At 64.9% G+C, this 19,286-nt stretch carries 14 protein-coding genes; 5 read left to right on the top strand and 9 right to left on the bottom strand.

Features of this window, described 5'->3' with window-relative positions:
• The first annotated feature begins 49 nt into the window (after window positions 1-49).
• Both VI340_RS14570 and ileS read left to right on the top strand, forming a co-directional pair.
• Window positions 50-220 (top strand): DUF4177 domain-containing protein, encoded by a 171-nt coding sequence (locus VI340_RS14570; protein WP_008307242.1) that lies wholly within the window; start codon window positions 50-52, stop codon window positions 218-220.
• An 87-nt stretch (window positions 221-307) separates the two neighbouring features.
• Entirely contained in the window at window positions 308-3,511 is a 3,204-nt protein-coding gene (ileS, locus tag VI340_RS14565; RefSeq protein WP_336358618.1) for an isoleucine--tRNA ligase, read from the top strand.
• A 243-nt stretch (window positions 3,512-3,754) separates the two neighbouring features.
• On the opposite strand, the gene VI340_RS14560 is transcribed toward ileS, so the two are convergent.
• From VI340_RS14560 to hemL, 3 genes are all read right to left on the bottom strand, one after another.
• A complete protein-coding gene (locus VI340_RS14560; protein ID WP_336329486.1) occupies window positions 3,755-4,609 on the bottom strand; it encodes a ribose-phosphate diphosphokinase in 855 nt (284 codons plus the stop codon).
• 112 nt (window positions 4,610-4,721) lie between these two features.
• A complete protein-coding gene (locus VI340_RS14555) occupies window positions 4,722-5,537 on the bottom strand; it encodes an HVO_0234 family beta-propeller protein (protein WP_008307245.1) in 816 nt (271 codons plus the stop codon).
• A 1-nt stretch (window position 5,538) separates the two neighbouring features.
• Entirely contained in the window at window positions 5,539-6,876 is a 1,338-nt protein-coding gene (hemL, locus tag VI340_RS14550) for a glutamate-1-semialdehyde 2,1-aminomutase (RefSeq protein ID WP_336358617.1), read from the bottom strand.
• A 177-nt stretch (window positions 6,877-7,053) separates the two neighbouring features.
• Here hemL and nasA point away from each other — a divergent pair, with 177 nt between their 5' ends.
• The 3 genes from nasA (at window position 7,054) to VI340_RS14535 (ending at window position 13,082) form a co-directional block, all read left to right on the top strand.
• A complete protein-coding gene (gene nasA / locus VI340_RS14545) occupies window positions 7,054-9,159 on the top strand; it encodes an assimilatory nitrate reductase NasA (RefSeq protein ID WP_336358616.1) in 2,106 nt (701 codons plus the stop codon).
• A gap of 320 nt (window positions 9,160-9,479) precedes the next feature.
• Complete coding sequence (locus VI340_RS14540; RefSeq protein WP_336358615.1) at window positions 9,480-10,802, top strand: MFS transporter; 1,323 nt, start codon at window positions 9,480-9,482, stop codon at window positions 10,800-10,802.
• 513 nt (window positions 10,803-11,315) lie between these two features.
• Window positions 11,316-13,082, top strand: a complete 1,767-nt coding sequence (locus VI340_RS14535) for a nitrite/sulfite reductase (RefSeq protein WP_008307249.1) — start codon at window positions 11,316-11,318, stop codon at window positions 13,080-13,082.
• Between the two features lie 336 nt (window positions 13,083-13,418).
• On the opposite strand, the gene VI340_RS14530 is transcribed toward VI340_RS14535, so the two are convergent.
• The 6 genes from VI340_RS14530 to VI340_RS14505 all read right to left on the bottom strand — a co-directional run bounded on the left by VI340_RS14530 (window position 13,419) and on the right by VI340_RS14505 (window position 19,262).
• On the bottom strand, window positions 13,419-14,774 hold the full coding sequence (locus VI340_RS14530) for a substrate-binding protein (RefSeq protein WP_336329482.1): 1,356 nt from the start codon (window positions 14,772-14,774) through the stop codon (window positions 13,419-13,421).
• A 172-nt stretch (window positions 14,775-14,946) separates the two neighbouring features.
• Entirely contained in the window at window positions 14,947-15,591 is a 645-nt protein-coding gene (locus VI340_RS14525; protein WP_008307251.1) for a chemotaxis protein CheC, read from the bottom strand.
• A gap of 40 nt (window positions 15,592-15,631) precedes the next feature.
• Window positions 15,632-16,990, bottom strand: a complete 1,359-nt coding sequence (locus VI340_RS14520) for a substrate-binding protein (RefSeq protein ID WP_336358614.1) — start codon at window positions 16,988-16,990, stop codon at window positions 15,632-15,634.
• A gap of 120 nt (window positions 16,991-17,110) precedes the next feature.
• The gene (gene lrp / locus VI340_RS14515; protein ID WP_008307253.1) at window positions 17,111-17,569 is read right to left on the bottom strand and encodes an HTH-type transcriptional regulator Lrp; all 459 of its coding nucleotides are present in this window, start codon (window positions 17,567-17,569) and stop codon (window positions 17,111-17,113) included.
• 9 nt (window positions 17,570-17,578) lie between these two features.
• Window positions 17,579-17,941, bottom strand: coding sequence for a P-II family nitrogen regulator (locus VI340_RS14510; protein WP_008307254.1), 363 nt, complete (start codon window positions 17,939-17,941; stop codon window positions 17,579-17,581).
• Window positions 17,934-19,262 carry an ammonium transporter gene (locus VI340_RS14505; RefSeq protein ID WP_008307255.1) on the bottom strand — a complete coding sequence of 443 codons (1,329 nt, stop codon included), beginning with the start codon at window positions 19,260-19,262 and terminating at the stop codon, window positions 17,934-17,936. Before VI340_RS14505 ends, VI340_RS14510 begins: the two co-directional genes overlap by 8 nt.
• Window positions 19,263-19,286 lie beyond the last annotated feature (24 nt).

The raw sequence follows: 19,286 nt of genomic DNA, 5'->3' as shown, positions 1-19,286 counted from the left end.
CGTCACCCGGCACAAAACGTTTGTCGGTGGCCGCTATCACAACGCGTGTATGCCCTCCTACGAATACAAGACGCTCGATGTCGATACCGGGATGTTCGGCAGCAGTAGCGTCCCGACAGACGAACTGAACGACCTCGGCGCGGACGGCTGGGAAGTCGTCGCGCCGATAACCGAAAACAGCGGGCAGACGGCCGGCTTACTCCTCCAGCGCGAGCGCTAACCGTCGCCGCGGGGTTGCCGACTGCACTGTCTGAACGGCACACACACAATCGATTGTCCTTTATTGCCGGCGGCGGATGGAACGGGTATGGAACGTTTCGCCGCTGTCGACGACCAGTACGACCCCGAGGACGTGGAGGACGGCGTCTTCGAGTACTGGGACGACGTCGACGCCTACGAGCAGACGAAGGCCCACCGGGCCGACGGCGAGGACTACTTCTTCGTCGACGGACCGCCCTACACCTCCGGCGCGGCCCACATGGGGACGACATGGAACAAGACCCTGAAGGACTGTTACATCCGCTACCTGCGGATGCAGGGCTACGACGTCACCGACCGACCGGGCTACGACATGCACGGCCTCCCCATCGAGACCAAAGTCGAGGAGCGACTCGACTTCGAGAACAAGAAGGACATCGAACGCTTCGGCGAGGAGAACTTCATCGAGGAGTGCAAGGACTTCGCCGAGGAGCAACTCGAAGGCCTCCAGACGGATTTCCAAGACTTCGGCGTCTGGATGGACTGGGACGACCCCTACAAGACGGTCAACCCCGAGTACATGGAGGCCGCCTGGTGGGGCTTCCAGCAGGCCCACGAACGCGGGCTGGTCGAGCAGGGCCAGCGCTCCATCAACCAGTGCCCGCGGTGTGAGACCGGCATCGCCAACAACGAGGTTGAGTACCATGACGTGGGCAAGCCGTCGATTTATGTGAAATTCCCTCTATCGGAGCAGGAAGGCAGCCTGGTCATCTGGACGACGACCCCGTGGACCATCGTCGCCAACACCTTCGTTGCCGTCGACGGCGACCTCGACTACGTGGGCGTCGACGCTGAGAAAGACGGCGAAACCGAGCGGCTCTACGTCGCCGAGGCCTGCGTCGAGGACGTGCTGAAAGCCGGCCGCTACGACGACTACGAGGTCGTCGAGGAACTCACAGGCGAAGACATGGTCGGCTGGGAGTACGACCACCCGCTGGCCGAGGAAGTGCCGGACCACGCCCAGGGCGAGGGCTCCGGGCAGGTCTACACCGCTGACTACGTCGAGGCCGACCGCACGGGCCTCGTCCATTCCGCGCCCGGCCACGGTGAGGAGGACTTCGAGCGCGGCCAGGAACTCGGCCTCGAAATCTTCTGCCCGGTCGGCAGCGACGGCGTCTACACCGACGATGCCGGGAAGTACGCCGGCACGTTCGTCCGCGACGCCAACGACACGGTCATCGACGACCTCGACGACAACGGTTTCCTGCTCTCAAGTGAGGAGGGTCACACCGTCCGCGAGGGGCAGTGCTGGCGCTGTGACACCGATATCGTCCGCATCGTCACCGACCAGTGGTTCATCACAGTGACCGATATCAAGGACGAACTGCTGGCGAACATCGAGGACAGCGAGTGGTACCCGCAGTGGGCGCGGGACAACCGCTTCCGGGACTTCGTCGAGGATGCGCCGGACTGGAACGTCTCCCGGCAGCGCTACTGGGGCATTCCGATCCCCATCTGGTTACCGGAGGACTGGTCCGGCGACATGGCCGACGCCATCGTCGTCGGCGACCGCGAGGAACTCGCCGAGCGGGTCGACCAGGACATCGACCCCGAGAGCGTGGACCTGCACAAGGGCACGGTCGACGACCTCACCATCACGGAGGACGGCACGACCTACACCCGCGTCGGTGACGTGTTCGACGTGTGGCTCGACTCTTCCGTCGCGACGTGGGGGACCGTCAACTACCCCGAACAGACCGAGGACTTCGAGGAGCTGTGGCCCGCCGACCTCATCATGGAGGCCCACGACCAGACCCGCGGGTGGTTCTGGTCCCAGCTGGGCATGAGCACCGCCGCGACCGGCGACATCCCGTACAAGCAGGTGCTGATGCACGGCTACGCCAACATGCCCGACGGGCGCGGGATGTCCAAATCGAAGGGCGTCCTCATCGACCCCCACGAGGTCATCGAGAAGCACGGCCGCGACCCGATGCGGCTGTTCCTGCTGTCGGTGACCGCCCAGGGCGAGGACATGAACTTCTCGTGGGAGGAGACCGCCGAGATGCAGCGGCGGCTGAACATCCTCTGGAACGTCGCCCGGTTCCCGCTGCCGTACATGCGTGCGGATGACTTTGACCCAGAGGAAACGACGGTCGAGGACGTTCGGGAGGACCTCGAACTCGTCGACGAGTGGGTCCTCTCCCGGCTCCAGAGCGTGACCGAGGCGATGACCGACTCGATGGAGGACTTCGAGAACGACAAAGCAGTCGACGAACTGCTCGAATTCGTCGTCGAGGACGTCTCCCGGTTCTACATTCAGGTCGTCCGCGAGCGGATGTGGGAGGAGGAAGACAGCGCCTCGAAGCAGGCCGCCTACGCCACGCTCTACCGCGTGCTCGAATCCGTGGCCGCGCTGTTTGCCCCGTTCACGCCGTTCGTCGCCGAACAGGTGTACGGCGCGCTCACCGGCGATGCCGGCCACCCGACGGTCCACATGTGCGACTGGCCCGAGGTTGACGCCGACCTGCACGACCCCGCACTCGAACGCGAGATCGAGGTCGTCCGCGAGGTCGAGGAAGCGGGCTCGAACGCCCGCCAGCAGGCCGAGCGCAAACTCCGCTGGCCCGTCACCCGCGTCGTCGTCGACGTTGACAGCGACGACGTGGCCGACGCGGTCCGCGCCCAGGAGGCCATCATCGCCGACCGACTCAACGCCCGCGCCGTCGAGGTCGTCGGCGCTGCCGATGAGTGGGGCGAACTCCAGTACTCCGCCGAGGCCGACATGAGCGAACTCGGCCCGGCCTTCGGCGACGACGCCGGCCGCGTCATGAACGCGCTCAACGAGGCCCGCGTCGCCGAGCAGTCACTCGATACCCTCGAAGGCACAGTACGCGAGGCGCTCGGTGAGGACATCGACCTCACCGAGGAGATGGTCGAGTTCCGCCGCGAGACCCCCGAGGGCGTCACCGGGACGGAGTTCGCTGCGCTCGATGGCGGCGGCGTCGTCTACGTCGACACGGCGCTCACCGAAGACATCGAGAGCGAGGGGTACGCCCGCGAGGTCATCCGCCGGGTCCAGGAGATGCGGAAAGACCTGGAGCTGGACATCGAGGCGCGCATTCTGGTGGACTTGGCTATCGACGACGAACGCGTGGATTCGCTCGTTCGCGAGCACGAATCCCTGATCAAAGAGGAGGTCCGTGCTGACGAACTCGGCAGCGTTGAGGACGGCCACCGCAAGACGTGGGACGTCGAAGGAACCGAGATGGAAATCGCGATAGCACCGGTCGCTACTGCTGAAGCGTCTGATTAGAACAGCACGCGACCAGCGGGAGCGTGCTGCTTTTTCGCCCACGTTTTTCGAGGAGCGGTTCGCGAGTATCGCGAGCGAACCCGACGCTGAAAAAGGTGGATGCGGGATTACGATTGCGCCGTGCGAGGCCGACCAGCGGGAGGCCTCGGAACAGGCGAGCGGCGACTAAGAGGAGCCGCGAGCCGTGGCGGCTGCGGAAGCGTCGGATTAAGTCTGTTCACGGCACGGCCGGCCGCGAGGTGTCTACAACTGGTCTGCGACGACCGGCGCGGCGCTGACCTCGCTGACAGCGCGTTCCAGCGTGTCCGTCCCGTAAACTGCTTCGACGCCGGCGCTGTTGAGTTTCGTCAGGGCGTTGCTGGCGAGCATCGGGTGGACGCAACTGACGAAGATCCGCTGGGCGTCGCGGTCGTCGAGGACGCCGACAGACTCGCTCATCGTCGACCCGGTAGCGATGATATCATCGACCAGCACCACATCACGGCCCTCGACCGGCGCGTCGCTGGGGCTGATCTCGATGTCGCCGGTGTCGTAGTCCCGGTCCTTCTCGAAGAAGTCCGTCTCGCCCTCGCCGTAGGCGTCTCGGACCGTCGTCGCGAGGGCGATTGCGCCCTCGTCGGGCGAGAGAAAGAGCGGGTCCGTCAGGTCCGCAGGCAGCGGGTCGGCGAGAACACTCGCCGCGTCGACGTTGGTGGCTGGCACGTCGAAGAAATCGCAGACGGCCGGTTCGTGGGGATTTACGGTCAGTACGCGGTCAGTTCCCGTCGAGATGGCGCGGGCCATCGCCCGCGAGGAGACCGGCTCGCCGGGCTTGAACGCTTCGTCCTGGCGGGCGTAGCCCATGTACGGGATGACGGTGACGACCTCGCTCGCGCCGCTCTCGCGGGCCGCGTCCTGCAACTGGAGTAACTGCAGGTGCGCGTCGCTGTCGACGGTCGAGGCAACGACGACAGCGCGCTCGCCGGAGACTGTTTCGGGAACCCGGACAACGTGTTCACCGTCCGGGAACCGCTCGTACTCGACCCGTCCCAGCCGCTCGCCCGTCGCCTCGGCGAGGGTCGCCGCGAACGCCTGCGTGTCCGCCCCGGGGATAATCATGTGCGGTGGGTGGCTGTCCGGGCTAAACCTCTTTTCGATTCCGTAAGCGGGTGTGTCCCGTGAGACAGGCACGCGGCCGCTCGGCTCCGCCGGGCCGCGTCACCGCCGGGTGTCAGGCCACAGCGACGCCAACGACATCGGGGACGCCCAGCGAGCGCTGTCGCCAGCCGCCCTGTCCGTCGGCGGTCGCCTCGGCGGCGGTCGCGACGAGAAAGGTCCCGTTCTCGGTGATAGCGTAGGTGTCGTCGCCGTACGTCACGTCGACGACGCGTTCGGTCGCCGGCAACGAACAGGGCTCCCACGCGCCGTTTGACAGTTCATACAGGCCGTCCGCCGCGGCAGCGTGGACGCGCTCACCGTCGCTTGCAACCGCCAGATGTCGGCCCGACCGGACCTCGCTCCACTCGCCGTCGCTGTCGGCGCTCTCGCCGTCGTAGCGGTACAGCCCGCTCTCGGTCGCGGCGTAGTCGCCGGCCACATCGGCCACGTCCACCAGGCCGAGTCGGTCGAGCGACGGCAGGGCGTACACGCCCTCGGCCGCGGCGAGGTGGTCGCCGTCGATGGCACGGACGTCCGCGATTTCGCCGACGTCTCGCCACTCCCCGTCGTACCGAGCGACGCGGCCGTCGCCGGCTGCGAGCAGCCCGTCGCTGTCGTAGCCGACGGCGGTGGCCGGCCCGAACCCGGTCGGAACGAAGCCGTCGTCGGTCAACACGAGCACGTCCTCGTCGGTGGCGACCGCGACTTCGCCGCTTGCGCCGGCCACATCACGGGCATTGCACCGTTCGCTCAGGCTGAACCGCCCGATCTGGCCGCCGGCCGTCTCGACGCGGGTGACGCCCAGTCCTGACGCGACGTACGCGTGGGTCTCCGGACGTTTCGCCCCGTACATCCGCTTCTCGGACAGTGCGATGTCGTCGTCGCTCACCTCATATCGCCTCTTTGTATGCTTCGAGCGCATCCTCTATGTCTTCACCTGTGTGGGCATCACAGATGAACTGTGACTCGAACTGGTTCGCCGTGAGGAACACGCCCCGGTCTTTCATCGCGGGCCAGAACAGCCGCTCCCAGCGCTCGGTCTCGGCCTGTGTCACGTCGTGGCCGGTCTTCGGACAGTAGTCGAAGCGCGGACAGGACTCCCGCTGCCGGCAGCCAGCCTCGCAATGTCCGTCGAAGGAATCCGGGCCGTCACGGGTGAAGATGACTTTGAACATCGAGTCCCGGCCGACGACGGTGTACTCGGGAGCCTGGTCTTCGAGGATGTCCTGCAGCCCCGACCGGAGGCGGTCGCCGAGGTCGTTGACGTGGTCGTATACGTCGTGTTCAGCTGCATACCGCAGCGTCTCCAGGCCGGCCGCCATCGTCACGGGGTGGCCAGAGAACGTTCCGGACTGGAACACATCGCCAGCGGGGGTGAACTGCTCGATGATTTCGCTTTTGCCGCCGATGGCCCCGACCGGGAAGCCGCCGCCGATGATCTTCCCGAAGGTGGTGATGTCGGGGTCGATGTCGAACGCGCCCTGGGCACACTGGAGGCCGCCGACGCGGAAGCCGGTGATGACCTCATCGAAGATGAGCAGGGACCCGTGGTCGTCACACAGCTGTCGGAGCGTGTCGTGGTAGCCCTCGACCGGGTGGACGATGCCGTAGTTCCCGAGGATAGGTTCGGTGAGAACGGCCGCGATATCGTCGCCGTGTTCCTCGAACACCTCGTGGGCGGCTTCCTCGTCGTTGAACGGCACGGTCAGCGTGTGTTCGGCGAAGCTCTCGGGGATGCCGGGACTGGACGGGGCGGTGTGGTCTCCCTCGCCCTCGACCAGCGTGGACTCCTGTGCGCCGTGGTAGCCGCTCTGCATCACGACGATTTTGTCCCGCCCCGTGTAGCCACGAGCCAGGCGGACCGCCGAGACTGTGGCCTCGGTCCCGCTGTTGACGAACCGGAGCATCTCGACGCTGGGGACGTGCCGGGTGACGAACTCGGCCAGTTCGACCTCGACTTCGGTGGGTGCGCCGTACATCGGCCCCTCAGCGGCGTGTCGCTGGATGGCTGACTGGACCTGCTCGGGCAGGCTGTGGCCCAGCAGCAGCGGACCATAGCCCATGACGAAATCGATGTATCGGTTCCCGTCGGCGTCGATGACGTGCCCGCCGTCCCCTTTCTCGACGAAGAACGGGTAGGGCCGTGTCGCTCGCACGGAGGAGTTGACGCCGCCAGACAGCACCGACAGGGCGCGGTCATACAGCGCTCGCGACTGCTCGTGGTTCATACGCTGCCGTTTGACCGCTGTCAGAAAGAAACTGTTGTTAGCTCGCGGTCCCACCGACCTAGTGGACGGATGTCATGCGTTCACCGGTAAAATAAATATTTCGTAAAGAGTCACTGTTATACGGTGCGTATTCATCTATGTAATTACGATAATGGCATCCGAACGTACTGCGATATCATGCCAAACTGGACAAATGGGCGTCTTGACGGCGCGTGGGCGGCTGTGAGCGACTGGGTACCGACGACGTGTATGCGGTGTGCCGTTGGCTGTGGCCACATGCACCAGGGCGCCGACGAAGGGTACGGTATCGACGCTGTTCGTGGCGACGCCGCCCATCCGGTCAGTCAGGGACTCGCCTGTGCGCGTGGCCTCCGGGAGAGCAAGGCCCCCGACGGGGAGTGGCTCACCCGACCGATGGTCCGCAGCGACGGCGAACTCCGCCAGACACAGTGGGACGTCGCGCTGGCTCGCGCCGTCGAGGGACTCCAGGCCGTCCACCAGCAGGACCCCGACTCCGTCGCCGTACTGGGCAGCGGCCAGCAGACGAACGAGGCCGCATACGCGCTGGGGAAGGTCGCCCGCGGCGGCTTCGGCACGACGAACTACGACGCCAACACGACGCTGTGCATGGCCAGCGCCGTTACCGCCTACTACCAGGCCTTCGGCAGCGACGCGCCGCCGTGTACCTACGCCGACATCAGCGACGCCGACCGACACGTCGTCTGGGGGGCGAACCCGGCGGTCGCCCACCCCGTGATGTTCCGCTGGATTCAGCAGTCCGCCGACGAGGACGGCGTGGAAATCGTCGTCGTCGACCCTGTCCGCTCCGAGACCGCAGAGAACTCCGAACACCACGTCGCGCCCGACCCGGGGAAGGACCTCGCGCTGGCCCGGGCTGTCCTCGCCCGCATTGTCGAAACGGGCCGAGTCGACCGCGAGTTCGTCGCCGAGGCGACCGCCGGGTTCGAGGATCTGCTCGCGACGCTGCCCGACGCCACGGACGCAGCCGCCGAGGCCGGCGTCGAGATGGCCGAGGTGGACCTGCTGGCCGACGCGATGGACCAGCAGGCGCTCATCTACTGGGGGATGGGCATCAATCAGCACGTCCAGGGGACCGAGACCGCCCGGGCGCTCATCGACCTGACGCTGGCGACGGGGAACCTCCGGCCCGGCGGCGGCCCGTTCTCGCTGACCGGCCAGGCCAACTCGATGGGGACCCGAATCTGTTCCTCGAAAGGGTCCTGGCCCGCCCAGCGGGCCTTCGAGGACCCCGACCACCGCCGCCTCGTTGCCGACCACTGGGACGTGCCGGTCGACCGCCTCCCCGATGACACCGGCCCCGGCCCGGTCGGGATGCTCGAAGGCGAGCCGGACGCCGTCTGGGCCGTCGCCACGAACCCCGTCGCCGGAATGCCGGAAGCCGATTCAGTCCGCGAGACACTGGAGGACGCCTTCGTCGTCGTGCAGGACGCCTTCCACACTGAAACGACGGAAATCGCCGACGTGGTCCTGCCCGCCGCGACGTGGGGCGAGAGCGACGGAACGACGACGAACATGGAGCGGACCATCTCTCGGGTCCGGTCGGCGACTGACCTGCCAAGCGGCGTCAGGCCGGACCTGGACATCATCGCCACCATCGGTTCACGGCTGTTCCCCGGCCTGTTCGAGCGCACGTCGCCGGACCCGTCGGCCGTGTTCGACGAGTTCACCGCCCTCACCGAGGGGACGGTCGCCGACTGTTCGGGCATCACCTACGAGCGCCTCGAAGAGAGCCACGCCGTCAGGTGGCCCGCGCCCGACGGGGAGAGTTCGGGCGGCTACCGCTACTACGACGACGGGTCGTGGTCGTTCCCCACTGCCTCCGGCCGCGCACAGTTCTCGACCGGCCGGCAGGGGTCGCTCCCGGAACCGACCGACGACGACTACCCGCTGACGCTGACCACCGCCCGCGAGGCCGACGGGTACAACACCGGCGTCCGGTCCCGCGGGGGCGAGGCCGGTCCGCTGGTGGCCCGCATCCACCCCGAGACGGTCGCGGAACACAGCGGCCTCGTCACCGACGAGACACTGACTGTCGAGACCCGTCGCGGCTCCGCGACAGTCGACATCGACCGCGACGAGGGCGTTCCCCGCGGGATGGTCTGGCTGCCGATTCACCATCCGGCGACGAACCGGCTGACGCTCTCGGACCGTGACCCCCAGTCCGACGAACCGAACTTCAAGCAATGTGCCGCCCGCCTCGTCGCCGCCGAGGCTGAACTGCCGCCCGCCACGGCCGACTGAGCCGATATCGGGCGCATCCCCGACGGCTCGTCGACACACGCTTCTCCATCGGCGTCCCAAGTAATCCAAATATGTCCAATTATTCCCTCGTCCGCTGGGCGTTCAATGTCCTTAAAGAGGGGATATCCGATGATATATTTGCGGTCTATCCACTCAGACCGGAGAGAATAGTCGCTCTGTAAAGGGTTACTGTTATTAAATGGTGGGTCTTTCGAACTTCATGTGCTGATGTGGGCACACATCCAAAATAAAAGCGGATTGGTGGACAAAGTCTCGTTACCGACCGTGAACAATGCCGGGTCCGTAACCGAGGTGTCGGCATGGGACTGATCAAGATGACGAAGTACCGGACGCTGCTGCTTGCGACTATCGGATTCAACTTCTCGTTTCTCATCTGGTTCTCCTTCGCGCCGTTTACCGGCCCGATGGCCGAGGAGTTCGGGCTCTCGACCGCGGAAATCGGTATTCTCGCCAGTTCGGCCATCTGGATGGCACCGTTCGGCCGGATGCTCACCGGGTGGCTCTCGGATAAGTTCGGTGCGCCGGCCATCTTCGCCATCGTGCTGGCGTACGTTGGCGTATTCTCGATCGGAAGCGCCTTCGCACAGGATTACTCCGTGTTCTTCGTGCTGCGACTCATCGTGGCGACGGCCGGCATCACGTTCGTCATCGGCATTCAGCACGTCGCCGAGTGGTTCGAAGAGGAGAACCTCGGCCTGGCGGAGGGCATCTACGCCGGCGTCGGGAACGCCGGTGCCGCCGGCGGCGCACTGATTCTCCCCCGCGTGTTCGGCTCCGGCTGGAGCGGACCGCTGTTCTCGACGAACTGGCGAGCCGCGTTCTTCTACACCGGCATCGTCTCCATCTTCCTCGCAATCGCCTACTACACGCTCGGCGAGGCCGCGAAAAGCGAGGCGAAACGTCAGGCGACCAAGGAGAACACCAGCTTCAAAGGCTGGATGCACACGGCCACGCGGTACGGCACTGTCGTCCTCGCCGCCGCGTACATCATGTCCTTCGGCCTCGAACTGTCGATGAACGGGTGGCTCGCCACCTACTACCGCGAGGCGTTCAACCAGGACAACCTCGTCATCGCGAGCACGTTCGCGGCGACGTTCTCGATTGCCGCGGGATTGCTCCGGCCGTTCGGTGGCTACGGCAGCGACCTGCTGGCCCGCAAGGAGAAGGACATCCTGCCGTTCTTCGAGGGCCAGTACCGCGAGCAGTGGACGTTCCTCGGCCTCTGCTTTATCGTGCTGATGATGTTCGCCATGACGCTGGCCGGCCTCTCCGGCGTCTTGCTGAACGCTGTCGTCATCGGCTTCCTCGTGGGCACGGGCTGTGCCTGGGCCGAGGGCGCCATCTTCGCGCAGGTACCGGCGATGTTCCCGAACGACTCGGGGTCGGTCGCGGGCGTCGTCGGCGGCGTCGGCACCGTCGGCGGCATCGTCTACCCGCTGTTTTACTCCGCGCCGTGGCTGGCGAATCTCCACATCGGGTACTCCGTGGCCGCCGTCACCATGATTCCGATAGTGCTGCTGTCCGCGTGGGTGTTCCAGCCGGAAATCGCCAAAGTCGCCAACACGGCCGGGTTCGTCGGGGGCACGCAGGAAAGCCCCACCGCCGCCTCCGGCGACGACTGACGCCTATCGGCCTCGAAGACCCTTTTTGTCTCTTTCCTACACGCTATAGTAGCCATTGAAAATCAATGCACACCTGATCGCACGACTGCAGTGCGATCAGTGTGTAAATCGTTTCAATTGTTACTATAGCACCGGTGGACCAACTGCTGTGCCGCGTGTCGTCCTCCGTCGGCTCGCCGCGCGCGCGACTGCCCCCAGTTCTGCGGGGTCACGGCCCGGTCGGGCGAAGCACGCACGCGGAGTGCGCCCGAAGTACCGGTCCGGCACTCGACCGACTATCCGACTGCCGTCCTGCGTTTTTGCCCGTTTCACTGGGGCAGTGTATAACCTCTTTAAAGACCTCTCAGACGGTATAATTCTGGACGGTCGTTTCCTAACCACCTCTAACTCTTTACTTCTTTAACGAATACCGTTATAAGGAGTCAAGCTCAGTACTTAGACGTGAATTAGCGGACATTCAGATAAATATGAGAGATAAAAAGCTACATCCATTAAGAACGGGGGAGCGCGAAGATGGCACATAAAAAGGAGGAGTACAAGGCGGAGCTGTACGGCGACGAGGTACGGGAAAAGTTAGAGGAGTTCGCCGAGAAGGGCTGGGACTCCATCCCTGAAGACGAGCGCGAGAAGTGGTTCTCGCGGTTCAAGTTCTGGGGCGTGTTCCACCACCGCGGCGGGCAGGAGTCGTATTTCATGATGCGGCTGACCAACTGCGGCGGCGTCTTGGAGCCCGACCAGCTCCGGGTCATCGGCGAGGTCGCCCGGGACTACGCGAAGGGACCGGCCGAGAACCCCGAGTTCGGGAACGGCTGGATCGACCTCACGACGCGACAGTCCATCCAACTCCACTGGCTCAAGCTCGAGGACATCCCGGAGATCTGGGAGAAGCTCGAAGCCGTCGGCGTCTCCTCGCGCTCGGCGGGCGGGGACACGATGCGGAACATCTCCGGCTGCCCGGTCGCCGGCAAGGCCGAGGAGTACGTCGAGTCCCGCCCGATTCTGGACGAAATTCAGGAGACCATCCGCGACGACAACGACCTCTCCAATATGCCCCGGAAATTCAACATCTCAGTGACGGGGTGCAAGCAGGGGTGTGCCCAGGACAGCATCAACGACATCGGGCTGGAGCCGGCCCACAAGATCATCGATGGCGAGGAAGTCGAGGGATTCAACGTCCGTGTCGGTGGCGGCCTCGGCGGCCGCGAACCGCGCGAAGCCCGCCCGCTCGACCTGTTCATCCGGCCCGAGCACGCCGTCGAAACGGTCCGGGAATTCGTCGAATACTACCACGAAGCGGGCAACCGCCAGAACCGCTCGAAGAACCGCGCCCGGTTCTTCGTCGACGAGCACGGCACCGACGCCATCCGCGAGGAACTGGAGGAGCGGCTGGACTTCGAACTCGAAACCGCCGGCACCGACTTCCGCGGGGCGTACACGTACAACGCCGGCAAGTCGGCCGAGCACGGGGCCCACGACCACGTCGGCGTCTACGACCAGCAAGGCGACAAGAACTACGTCGGACTTTCGGTGCCGGTCGGCCGACTCTCCGCCGAGGACGCCATCGAGCTCGCGGATCTCGCCGACGCCTACGGCTCCGGCGAGGTACGACTGACTCGCCGGCAGAACCCGCTCATCATGGACGTACCCGACGGGAAGCTCTCGAACCTCCTCAACGAGCCGCTGCTGGAGAAGCACTCGCCCGAGCCGAACCCGTTCGTCCAGGGCGCGATGGCCTGTACCGGGACGGAGTTCTGCTCGCTCGCGCTCACGGAGACAAAGGCGCGCATGGCCCGCCTCCTCCGCTGGCTTGGTGACAACGTCGACGTGCCCGACGACGTGGACCGCATCAAGATGCACTTCTCGGGCTGTACGGCCGACTGCGGCCAGGCGATGACGGCCGACATCGGCCTGCAGGGGATGCGCGCCCGCAAGGACGGCCGCATGGTCGAGGCCGTCGACGTGGGGGTCGGCGGCGGTATCGGCGAGGAGCCGACGTTCATCGAGTGGGTGCGCCAGCGTGTCCCTGCCGACGAAGTGCCGGGGATGATAGCTAACATCGTCGAGGCCTACGCGGCGCTCCGCTCGGAGGGCCAGACGTTCCGGGAGTGGGTCGACGCCACCGGCCACGAGACGATCGTCGAACTGGCCGAACCCAACGAGGTCGAGGGGTACACCGACCCGTGTCTGGCCGACGGCAAGCAGTCGTGGTACCCCTTCGACGACGGCGACAGCCCGGCCCCGACCGACGCCGAGGGCCAGCCGATTTCGGCGGACGACTGACCATGACGGACAGTTCGACCGACAACGACGAGGCGGCCGACCGGTCGGAATCTGTAGTCAAGGGGGTGGCATACGACGCGGCACCGGAGCTACTGGAGTAACGCGGCCCCGGCTCCGAACAGCCGGATACGCCGACGTGACGTGCCCGTCTCAGGGCGCGTCCGTCTGCCTCTGACAGCTGGGGACTGCTCGTGTCCACGTCCCCGCTCGGTTCTCCGTTTGCCGTATTTTTTCCGTTGCTCAACAGCCATCGAGTCGTGGCCGTACACTGTCGGCTATACGCCTGTACCGAATCTCGCCACCGCGAAGCCCTTACAGTAGTTACAGCTGACAGCACTACTCGCCGTAGTCTCCGAGTTCGCATTCGGCGGCCGGGCCGCCGTCACAGTCGTACCCGACCGCCTTCGTGACGCTGAGCAGGTCGTAGAATCGGCCGAGAGACTGCCCGGACTCGGGAAGCCCTTCGACTACCGGCACGCCACGCTGGGCCTGATGGTCACAGCTCCGCATCGTCTGGCTGCCAAGCCCGACCGAGTATTCGTGGTCTTCCAGCTCCCGGATAACCGCCGGCGGGTAGAAGGTGCCGGCCCGCTCGACGGCCGCGGCGTACTGGAGCGTCTGCGCGTAGGCCAGATGGGCCACGCCGGAGGGCCGCTGTGCGTTCCCGTACTCGGCGGTGAAGGCGTTCTTGAACTCGTTTGAGAGGTCAGACGAGACGCTGGTGTCCCACGCGACCGTCCCGACGACGCCGTCGAGCGCCTTCGAGGCGTTCTGTGCCACGATGCGGTTGTACAGCGGCACCACAATCCCCACCTCGTCCGGAAGAATCTCCTGGGCTTTTGTCAGTGAGTTCGCGGCGTCCAGTCCGTAGTGATCGAGGAAGACGACCTCCGCGCCGGCGTCCCGGGCCTGTTTGAGCGGCTCCTCGTAGTCCGTCGTCCCGAGACGCGTCGGGATGCTCGTGAGTTCGACCCAGCCGCTCGACGTGAAGAAATCACGTATCGACGACTCCATGGTCTTGCCCCAGTTGTAGTCCGCGTAGATCTGAACGTACTGAGCCTCCCGGCCGAACCGTTCCTTGAGCACCGGAAGCAGCGCCTGTGCGGTCATGTACGCGTTGAACATCTCCCGGAAGCTGTAGCGGACACAGTCCCGTCCCGTCGTGTCGTTCGAGTGGGTCAGACAGCACATGTACGGGACCTTCTGGGCCTGTGCGACGTCCTGCTGGGCGATGGCGACGGAACTGGACGAGCCACCGGAGAACATGATGACGTCGTCTTGCTCGATCATCTCCTCGGCATTGGCCGTCGCAACTTCCGGCTTCGTCTCTGTGTCCGCAGTGACGTACTCGATGGTCTTTCCGAGCACGCCGTCGCCGCTGAGTACGTCAAAGGAGCGCTGACCGACCCAGCCGCCGCCCTCGTTGAGATGTGTGACGGCGAGCTCGTACCCCCGGAGTTCGTCGCGTCCTTCGGCGGCGTAGGTCCCCGACTGTGGGACGTTGAAGCCGAGTGTGACCGCGTCACCTTCGACCGGATAGTTCCCGAGCGGTGGATGCTCCGGTGTGTTTTCGGTTGTCGAACCCCCGCCCTGGCACCCCGCCAGCCCGGCGAGGCCTGCGGTACCGACCCCACCGGCAATCTGTAGTACGGACCGCCTGTCAACTGCGTCTCCCCCTCTTTCCGATCCCATACCAGCTGTTTTGATGGTAAATATATATAATACTTTTTTCAGTAGGAATGGGTGAACAATTAGCATAGAAGGCGCTGGTATCTGGTAGTGACGGTCTTCAGACTGTCTTCTCGGCGATTACATCCACCCTGGCCGCGCGAGGAACACGGGGAAAAGAGATAGGGGACCGATGTCAGTCGAGAATGTCGCTGGCTTCGGTGTCTACTGCGACGTCGGTATCGAGCTCGATGTCCTGGATGAGCGCGACGAGGTCCTCCAGTTCGGGGAACGTGTACACGGTCATCCCGAGGTCGCCGTCATCGACGGTGATACGCGAGTCGACGACGAACACCAGGTCGGAGTCCGGCCAGCCGCCCATCTCGTCGACGATGCCGTCGGCCGGCCCGAACACGAAGTTCGGTGTCCCCATGTCGATGGTCGTCTCCAGCACGTTGGCCCACCCGTCGATGAACGCGGAGGTCATGATGTTGCCGATCTCCTGCATCGCCGACCGTTCCATGTCGGAGAACCCCTCGCCCTCGCTTGGCTCACCCATTCCACCCATCATCGCGCTGGCCATCTGCTTGCTGTCGTCTGGTTCGAGCAGAAACAGGACGTAGCCGTAGGGCGGTTCGTTCAGTTCGACGTAGATGCCGACGCCCTTGTCGTCGCCGATGTGTGTTTTGACGTCCTCAATGTCGAGAAAATTGATCTGTGAGGTCCGAACTGTCGCGTCGAGCCCGGTCAGCTGCCCGAGGTTTTCCGCGACTGTCCCAGACCCCTCCTTTGCCATCTGATTGAAAAGGTCCAGCTTCCGCACGTCCACTTTCAAGCCCATATCTTCTGGAGCGGCGCGAGCGGCTTAACGCCACCGCCCCTCAACTGTCGGCCGTCTCGGGTTCGTACGGTCCCAGGTCAGTACACTCGCTTGCGGGATACTCCTCGCAGCCGTACGCGACGTCAGTCGAAATCTGAATGACGTCGAGTACCTCGGGGCCTTGATTGGCTCCTTCGACGACGGGAACAGGCCCCATCGACTGGTGATCGCACGCTCGTAGCGTCGCCTCGCCGCGTCCGGTCTGGTACGTGGTGCCTTCGAGTTCACGGATGACGGACGGCGGTTCGAACGTCCCGGCCCGCTCGACGGCCGCGGCGTACTGGAGCGTCTGCGCGTAGGCCAGTCGGGCTTGGTCCGACGGGACCCGGACCTGATCCTCGGCGTACGCCGCATCGAACGCCTCCGTGAACGCCGTTGAGAGCGGTGTTTCGATGCTGTAATCCCACGAAATAGTGCCGACGATACCGGCCATGTCGGCGCCGACATCGCGGGCCAGTTGCCGACTCACGATCGGCATGACGATGTCCATCTGTTCCGGGACTATATCCGTCGCCTGGTTCAGCGCGGTGACTGCGTCGCGCCCGCGGTAGGACAACACGATGGCGTCGACGTCAGTGTCTACGGCCTCCCGCAACTGCGGCCTGAAGTTCTCCGTTCCGACCCGCGTCTTCGTCGCGCCCATCTCGCTCCAGTTCTCCGACTGGAACCGGCGCTTGAACTGCTCGGACTGCGTGAAGCCGAAATCGGAGCTGGCGTGCAACTGGTAGAACTCCGTTCGCCCGTCGAACCGCTCGGTCAACACCGGAGCCAGCGCGTTGGCGGCCATCCGACCGTTGTGCATCTCCTGAAACCCGTACCGCGAGCAGCCGATCCCCGTGACGTTCGTCCCCGGCGCGAACCCGAGCATGTGGACCACGCCGCGGGTCGGACAGTACTTGAGCAACTCCCGGGCTGTGTTCGTCGACCCGCCGCCGGCGACCATCACGGCACCGTCCTGCTCGACCAGCGTCTCCGCCACGTCCCGGGCCGTTTTCGAACTGGACTCCGTGTCAGCTATGACGCTCTCGACCGTCCGGCCGAGAATGCCGTCCCCGGACAGCGCCTGCCACGCGTCGGTGTCGACCCAGCCGCCGCCCTCGTTGAGGTGGTCGATGGCCAGTTCGAACCCGCGCTGCTGGCCGGTCCCAAGCGGCGAGAACGACCCCGACTGCGGGACTGTGAGGCCAAGCGTCACCTGGTCGTCGTCGACCGGCTGGTTCGCGTACGCTGTGGCACTGCTTGTCGGCGTCGTGGCGCGACTGCCCCCGCCACAGCCGGCAAGTCCGGCGAGCGAACTCGTTCCGACGGCTCCGAGTAGCTCCCGTCGCGTCACCGTTGACCCCCGAGCATCCCAATCCATGATGAAAAATACATTACTACTGCTGTAATTAAACCTTCCTTCATCGCTCAATAGGTCTCCAAACCGATACGGGACGCTACTCACTGCTGTGGTTGCCAGTCGGAAAAACAGGCGTCGTCCTCAGGCGTCAGTTCCGTCGACCGGGAACTGCTCGTGTTCGCACACCGTATTCAGTACGACTGACGTCGAGGCAGATCGGATATCCTCGTCGGTCAGCAGCGTCTTTATCCGCTCGTTCATCGACTTTGTGTCGGTGAACTTCCCGACGGCCACGATGTCGTGGTCGCCGGTCACCTCGTAGACAGCGATCATCTCGCGTCGATCCCGTAACTGGTCCACCACCCGTCCGAGTCCGTCGCCCTCGACGGAGAGCTGGAACACGGCGGTCACGTCGTAACCCAGCGCCCCGTAATCGATGTCGACGGTGTATTCGTCGATCACACCGGTCGCCTCCAGGTCGTCCATCCGGCGCGATACCGTGGTCGCCGCGATACCGGTCGCGGCGGCGACGTCACGGGCGCTCGCCCGGCCGTCCTGGAGCAGTGCGTTCACTACCTGTCTGTCGGTATCATCGACCATTTCGTCCGCTTAGACTGCCTCTGGGCCTTCTTTGCCGGTTCGGACCTGGTAGGCGTTGTCCACGGGGAGGACGAATATCTTACCGTCACCTTTCTCGCCGGTGTGAGCGCCGTCGGCGATGGCGTCGACGACATCCTCCGCGGGGATGTCCGCGACGACCGTCTCGACTTTGACCTTCTGGTGCAGGTCGACGACGTACTCCTCGCCGCGCCACTGCCCCTTCTTTGCGGGCTGTGAGCCGCGGCCGGAGACGTTCGTCACTGTCAGCGAGGGCGCGCCGACCTCCGCCAGCGCCTTCTTCACGTCCCCGAGTTTGTCAGGTCGAACCATTGCCACTACCATCTTGATCTCTGAGTCGTCGGTTTCAGTCATCTTTGGAACCTCCGTCAGTACGCATGCTCGGACTCACTTTACCACCATCGGCGACAACGCTTTCGCCACCACCGAACTCGGGGTAGGTCTCGACGCCGTGCTCGCTGACGTCCAGCCCTTCCTGCTCGTGTTCGGGCGTGACCCGAGCCTGGCCGGCCGCCTTGAGGGCGTACCAGACGACTCCGGTTGCGACAATCGTCCAGCCCGCGATGGCGGCGACACCGATCAGCTGTGCGATAAAGGCGTTAATGACCGACCCGACCGTGCCGGACGTGGCGACGAACGGGAACAGCAGCGTGCCGAGCACACCGGCGCTCCCGTGGACCGGGAAGACGGCACAGACGTCGTCGATTTTCATCCGGTTCTCGATGAAGCTGAACACGACCGGCAGCTGTCCGCCCGCGAGGCCGCCGACGACGATTGCGCCCCACCACGTCGTGGTGTCGGGGATCGCCGTGATGCCGACCAGCCCGGCGAGCAGTCCGTTTGCCACGTACAGGGTGTCGACCTTCCCGGTCTTCAGCCACGCGACCAGTCCGGCACCCATCGCACCGCAGGCCATCGCGATAGTCGTCGTCATCGCGACACGGCCGACCGTCGCGAACGCGCCGAGGGCGAGCGATCCGTCCTCGACGACGAAGACGGTCGCCGCCGTCCCGACGTTGAAACCGTACCAGCCGAACGCGAGGATGAGCGTTCCCAGAACGGCGAAGGTCAGGGAGTGGCCCGGAATGACGTTCGCGGAGCCGTCCTCGTTGTACCGGCCCATGCGTGGGCCGAGGACGTACGCCGCCGTGAGGCCCGCGATGCCGCCCATGCCGTGGACGATCATCCCGCCGGCGAAGTCGTGGAACGCCTCGCCGCCGAAGCTGATGTACGCGCCGGCCCACGTGATCCCGGTGACAACGGGGTAGATGACCGCCGCCAGCAGGAACGTGTACGTGATGTACGCACGGAGCTTGGCCCGTCCGGCGACCGCGCCGGAGACGATGGTCGCTGCCGTCATCGCGAAGACGGCACCGAACAGCCAGCCGACGTAGTCGTTTGCGGCCCCGGCGCCGAAGGCGGGCGAGAAGCCGCTCCCGCCGACCAGGGCACTGATCCCCGAGCCGATCAGGAAGAACACCGTCACGCCGACCGACCAGGTCAGGAGGTTCTTCGTTAGCTGGTTCGCGACGTTCTTCGAGCGCACCTGCCCCGCCTCAAGCATGGCGAAGCCCGCGTGCATGAAGAAGATCAGGAACGATACCACCAGTACCCACAGCAGGTTAACCCCCTCTGCGAGTACGCTCGGATCTACTTGTAGTGCAGTGTAGCTCATTTCTAGCTCACCTGTTTCGTTTTC

Source organism: Haloarcula sp. CGMCC 1.6347 (assembly GCF_037078395.1).
Classification (GTDB): Archaea; Halobacteriota; Halobacteria; order Halobacteriales; family Haloarculaceae; genus Haloarcula; species Haloarcula amylolytica.
Note: the sequence above shows the minus strand (reverse complement) of the source record. Positions and strands in the feature narration are given on the sequence as shown.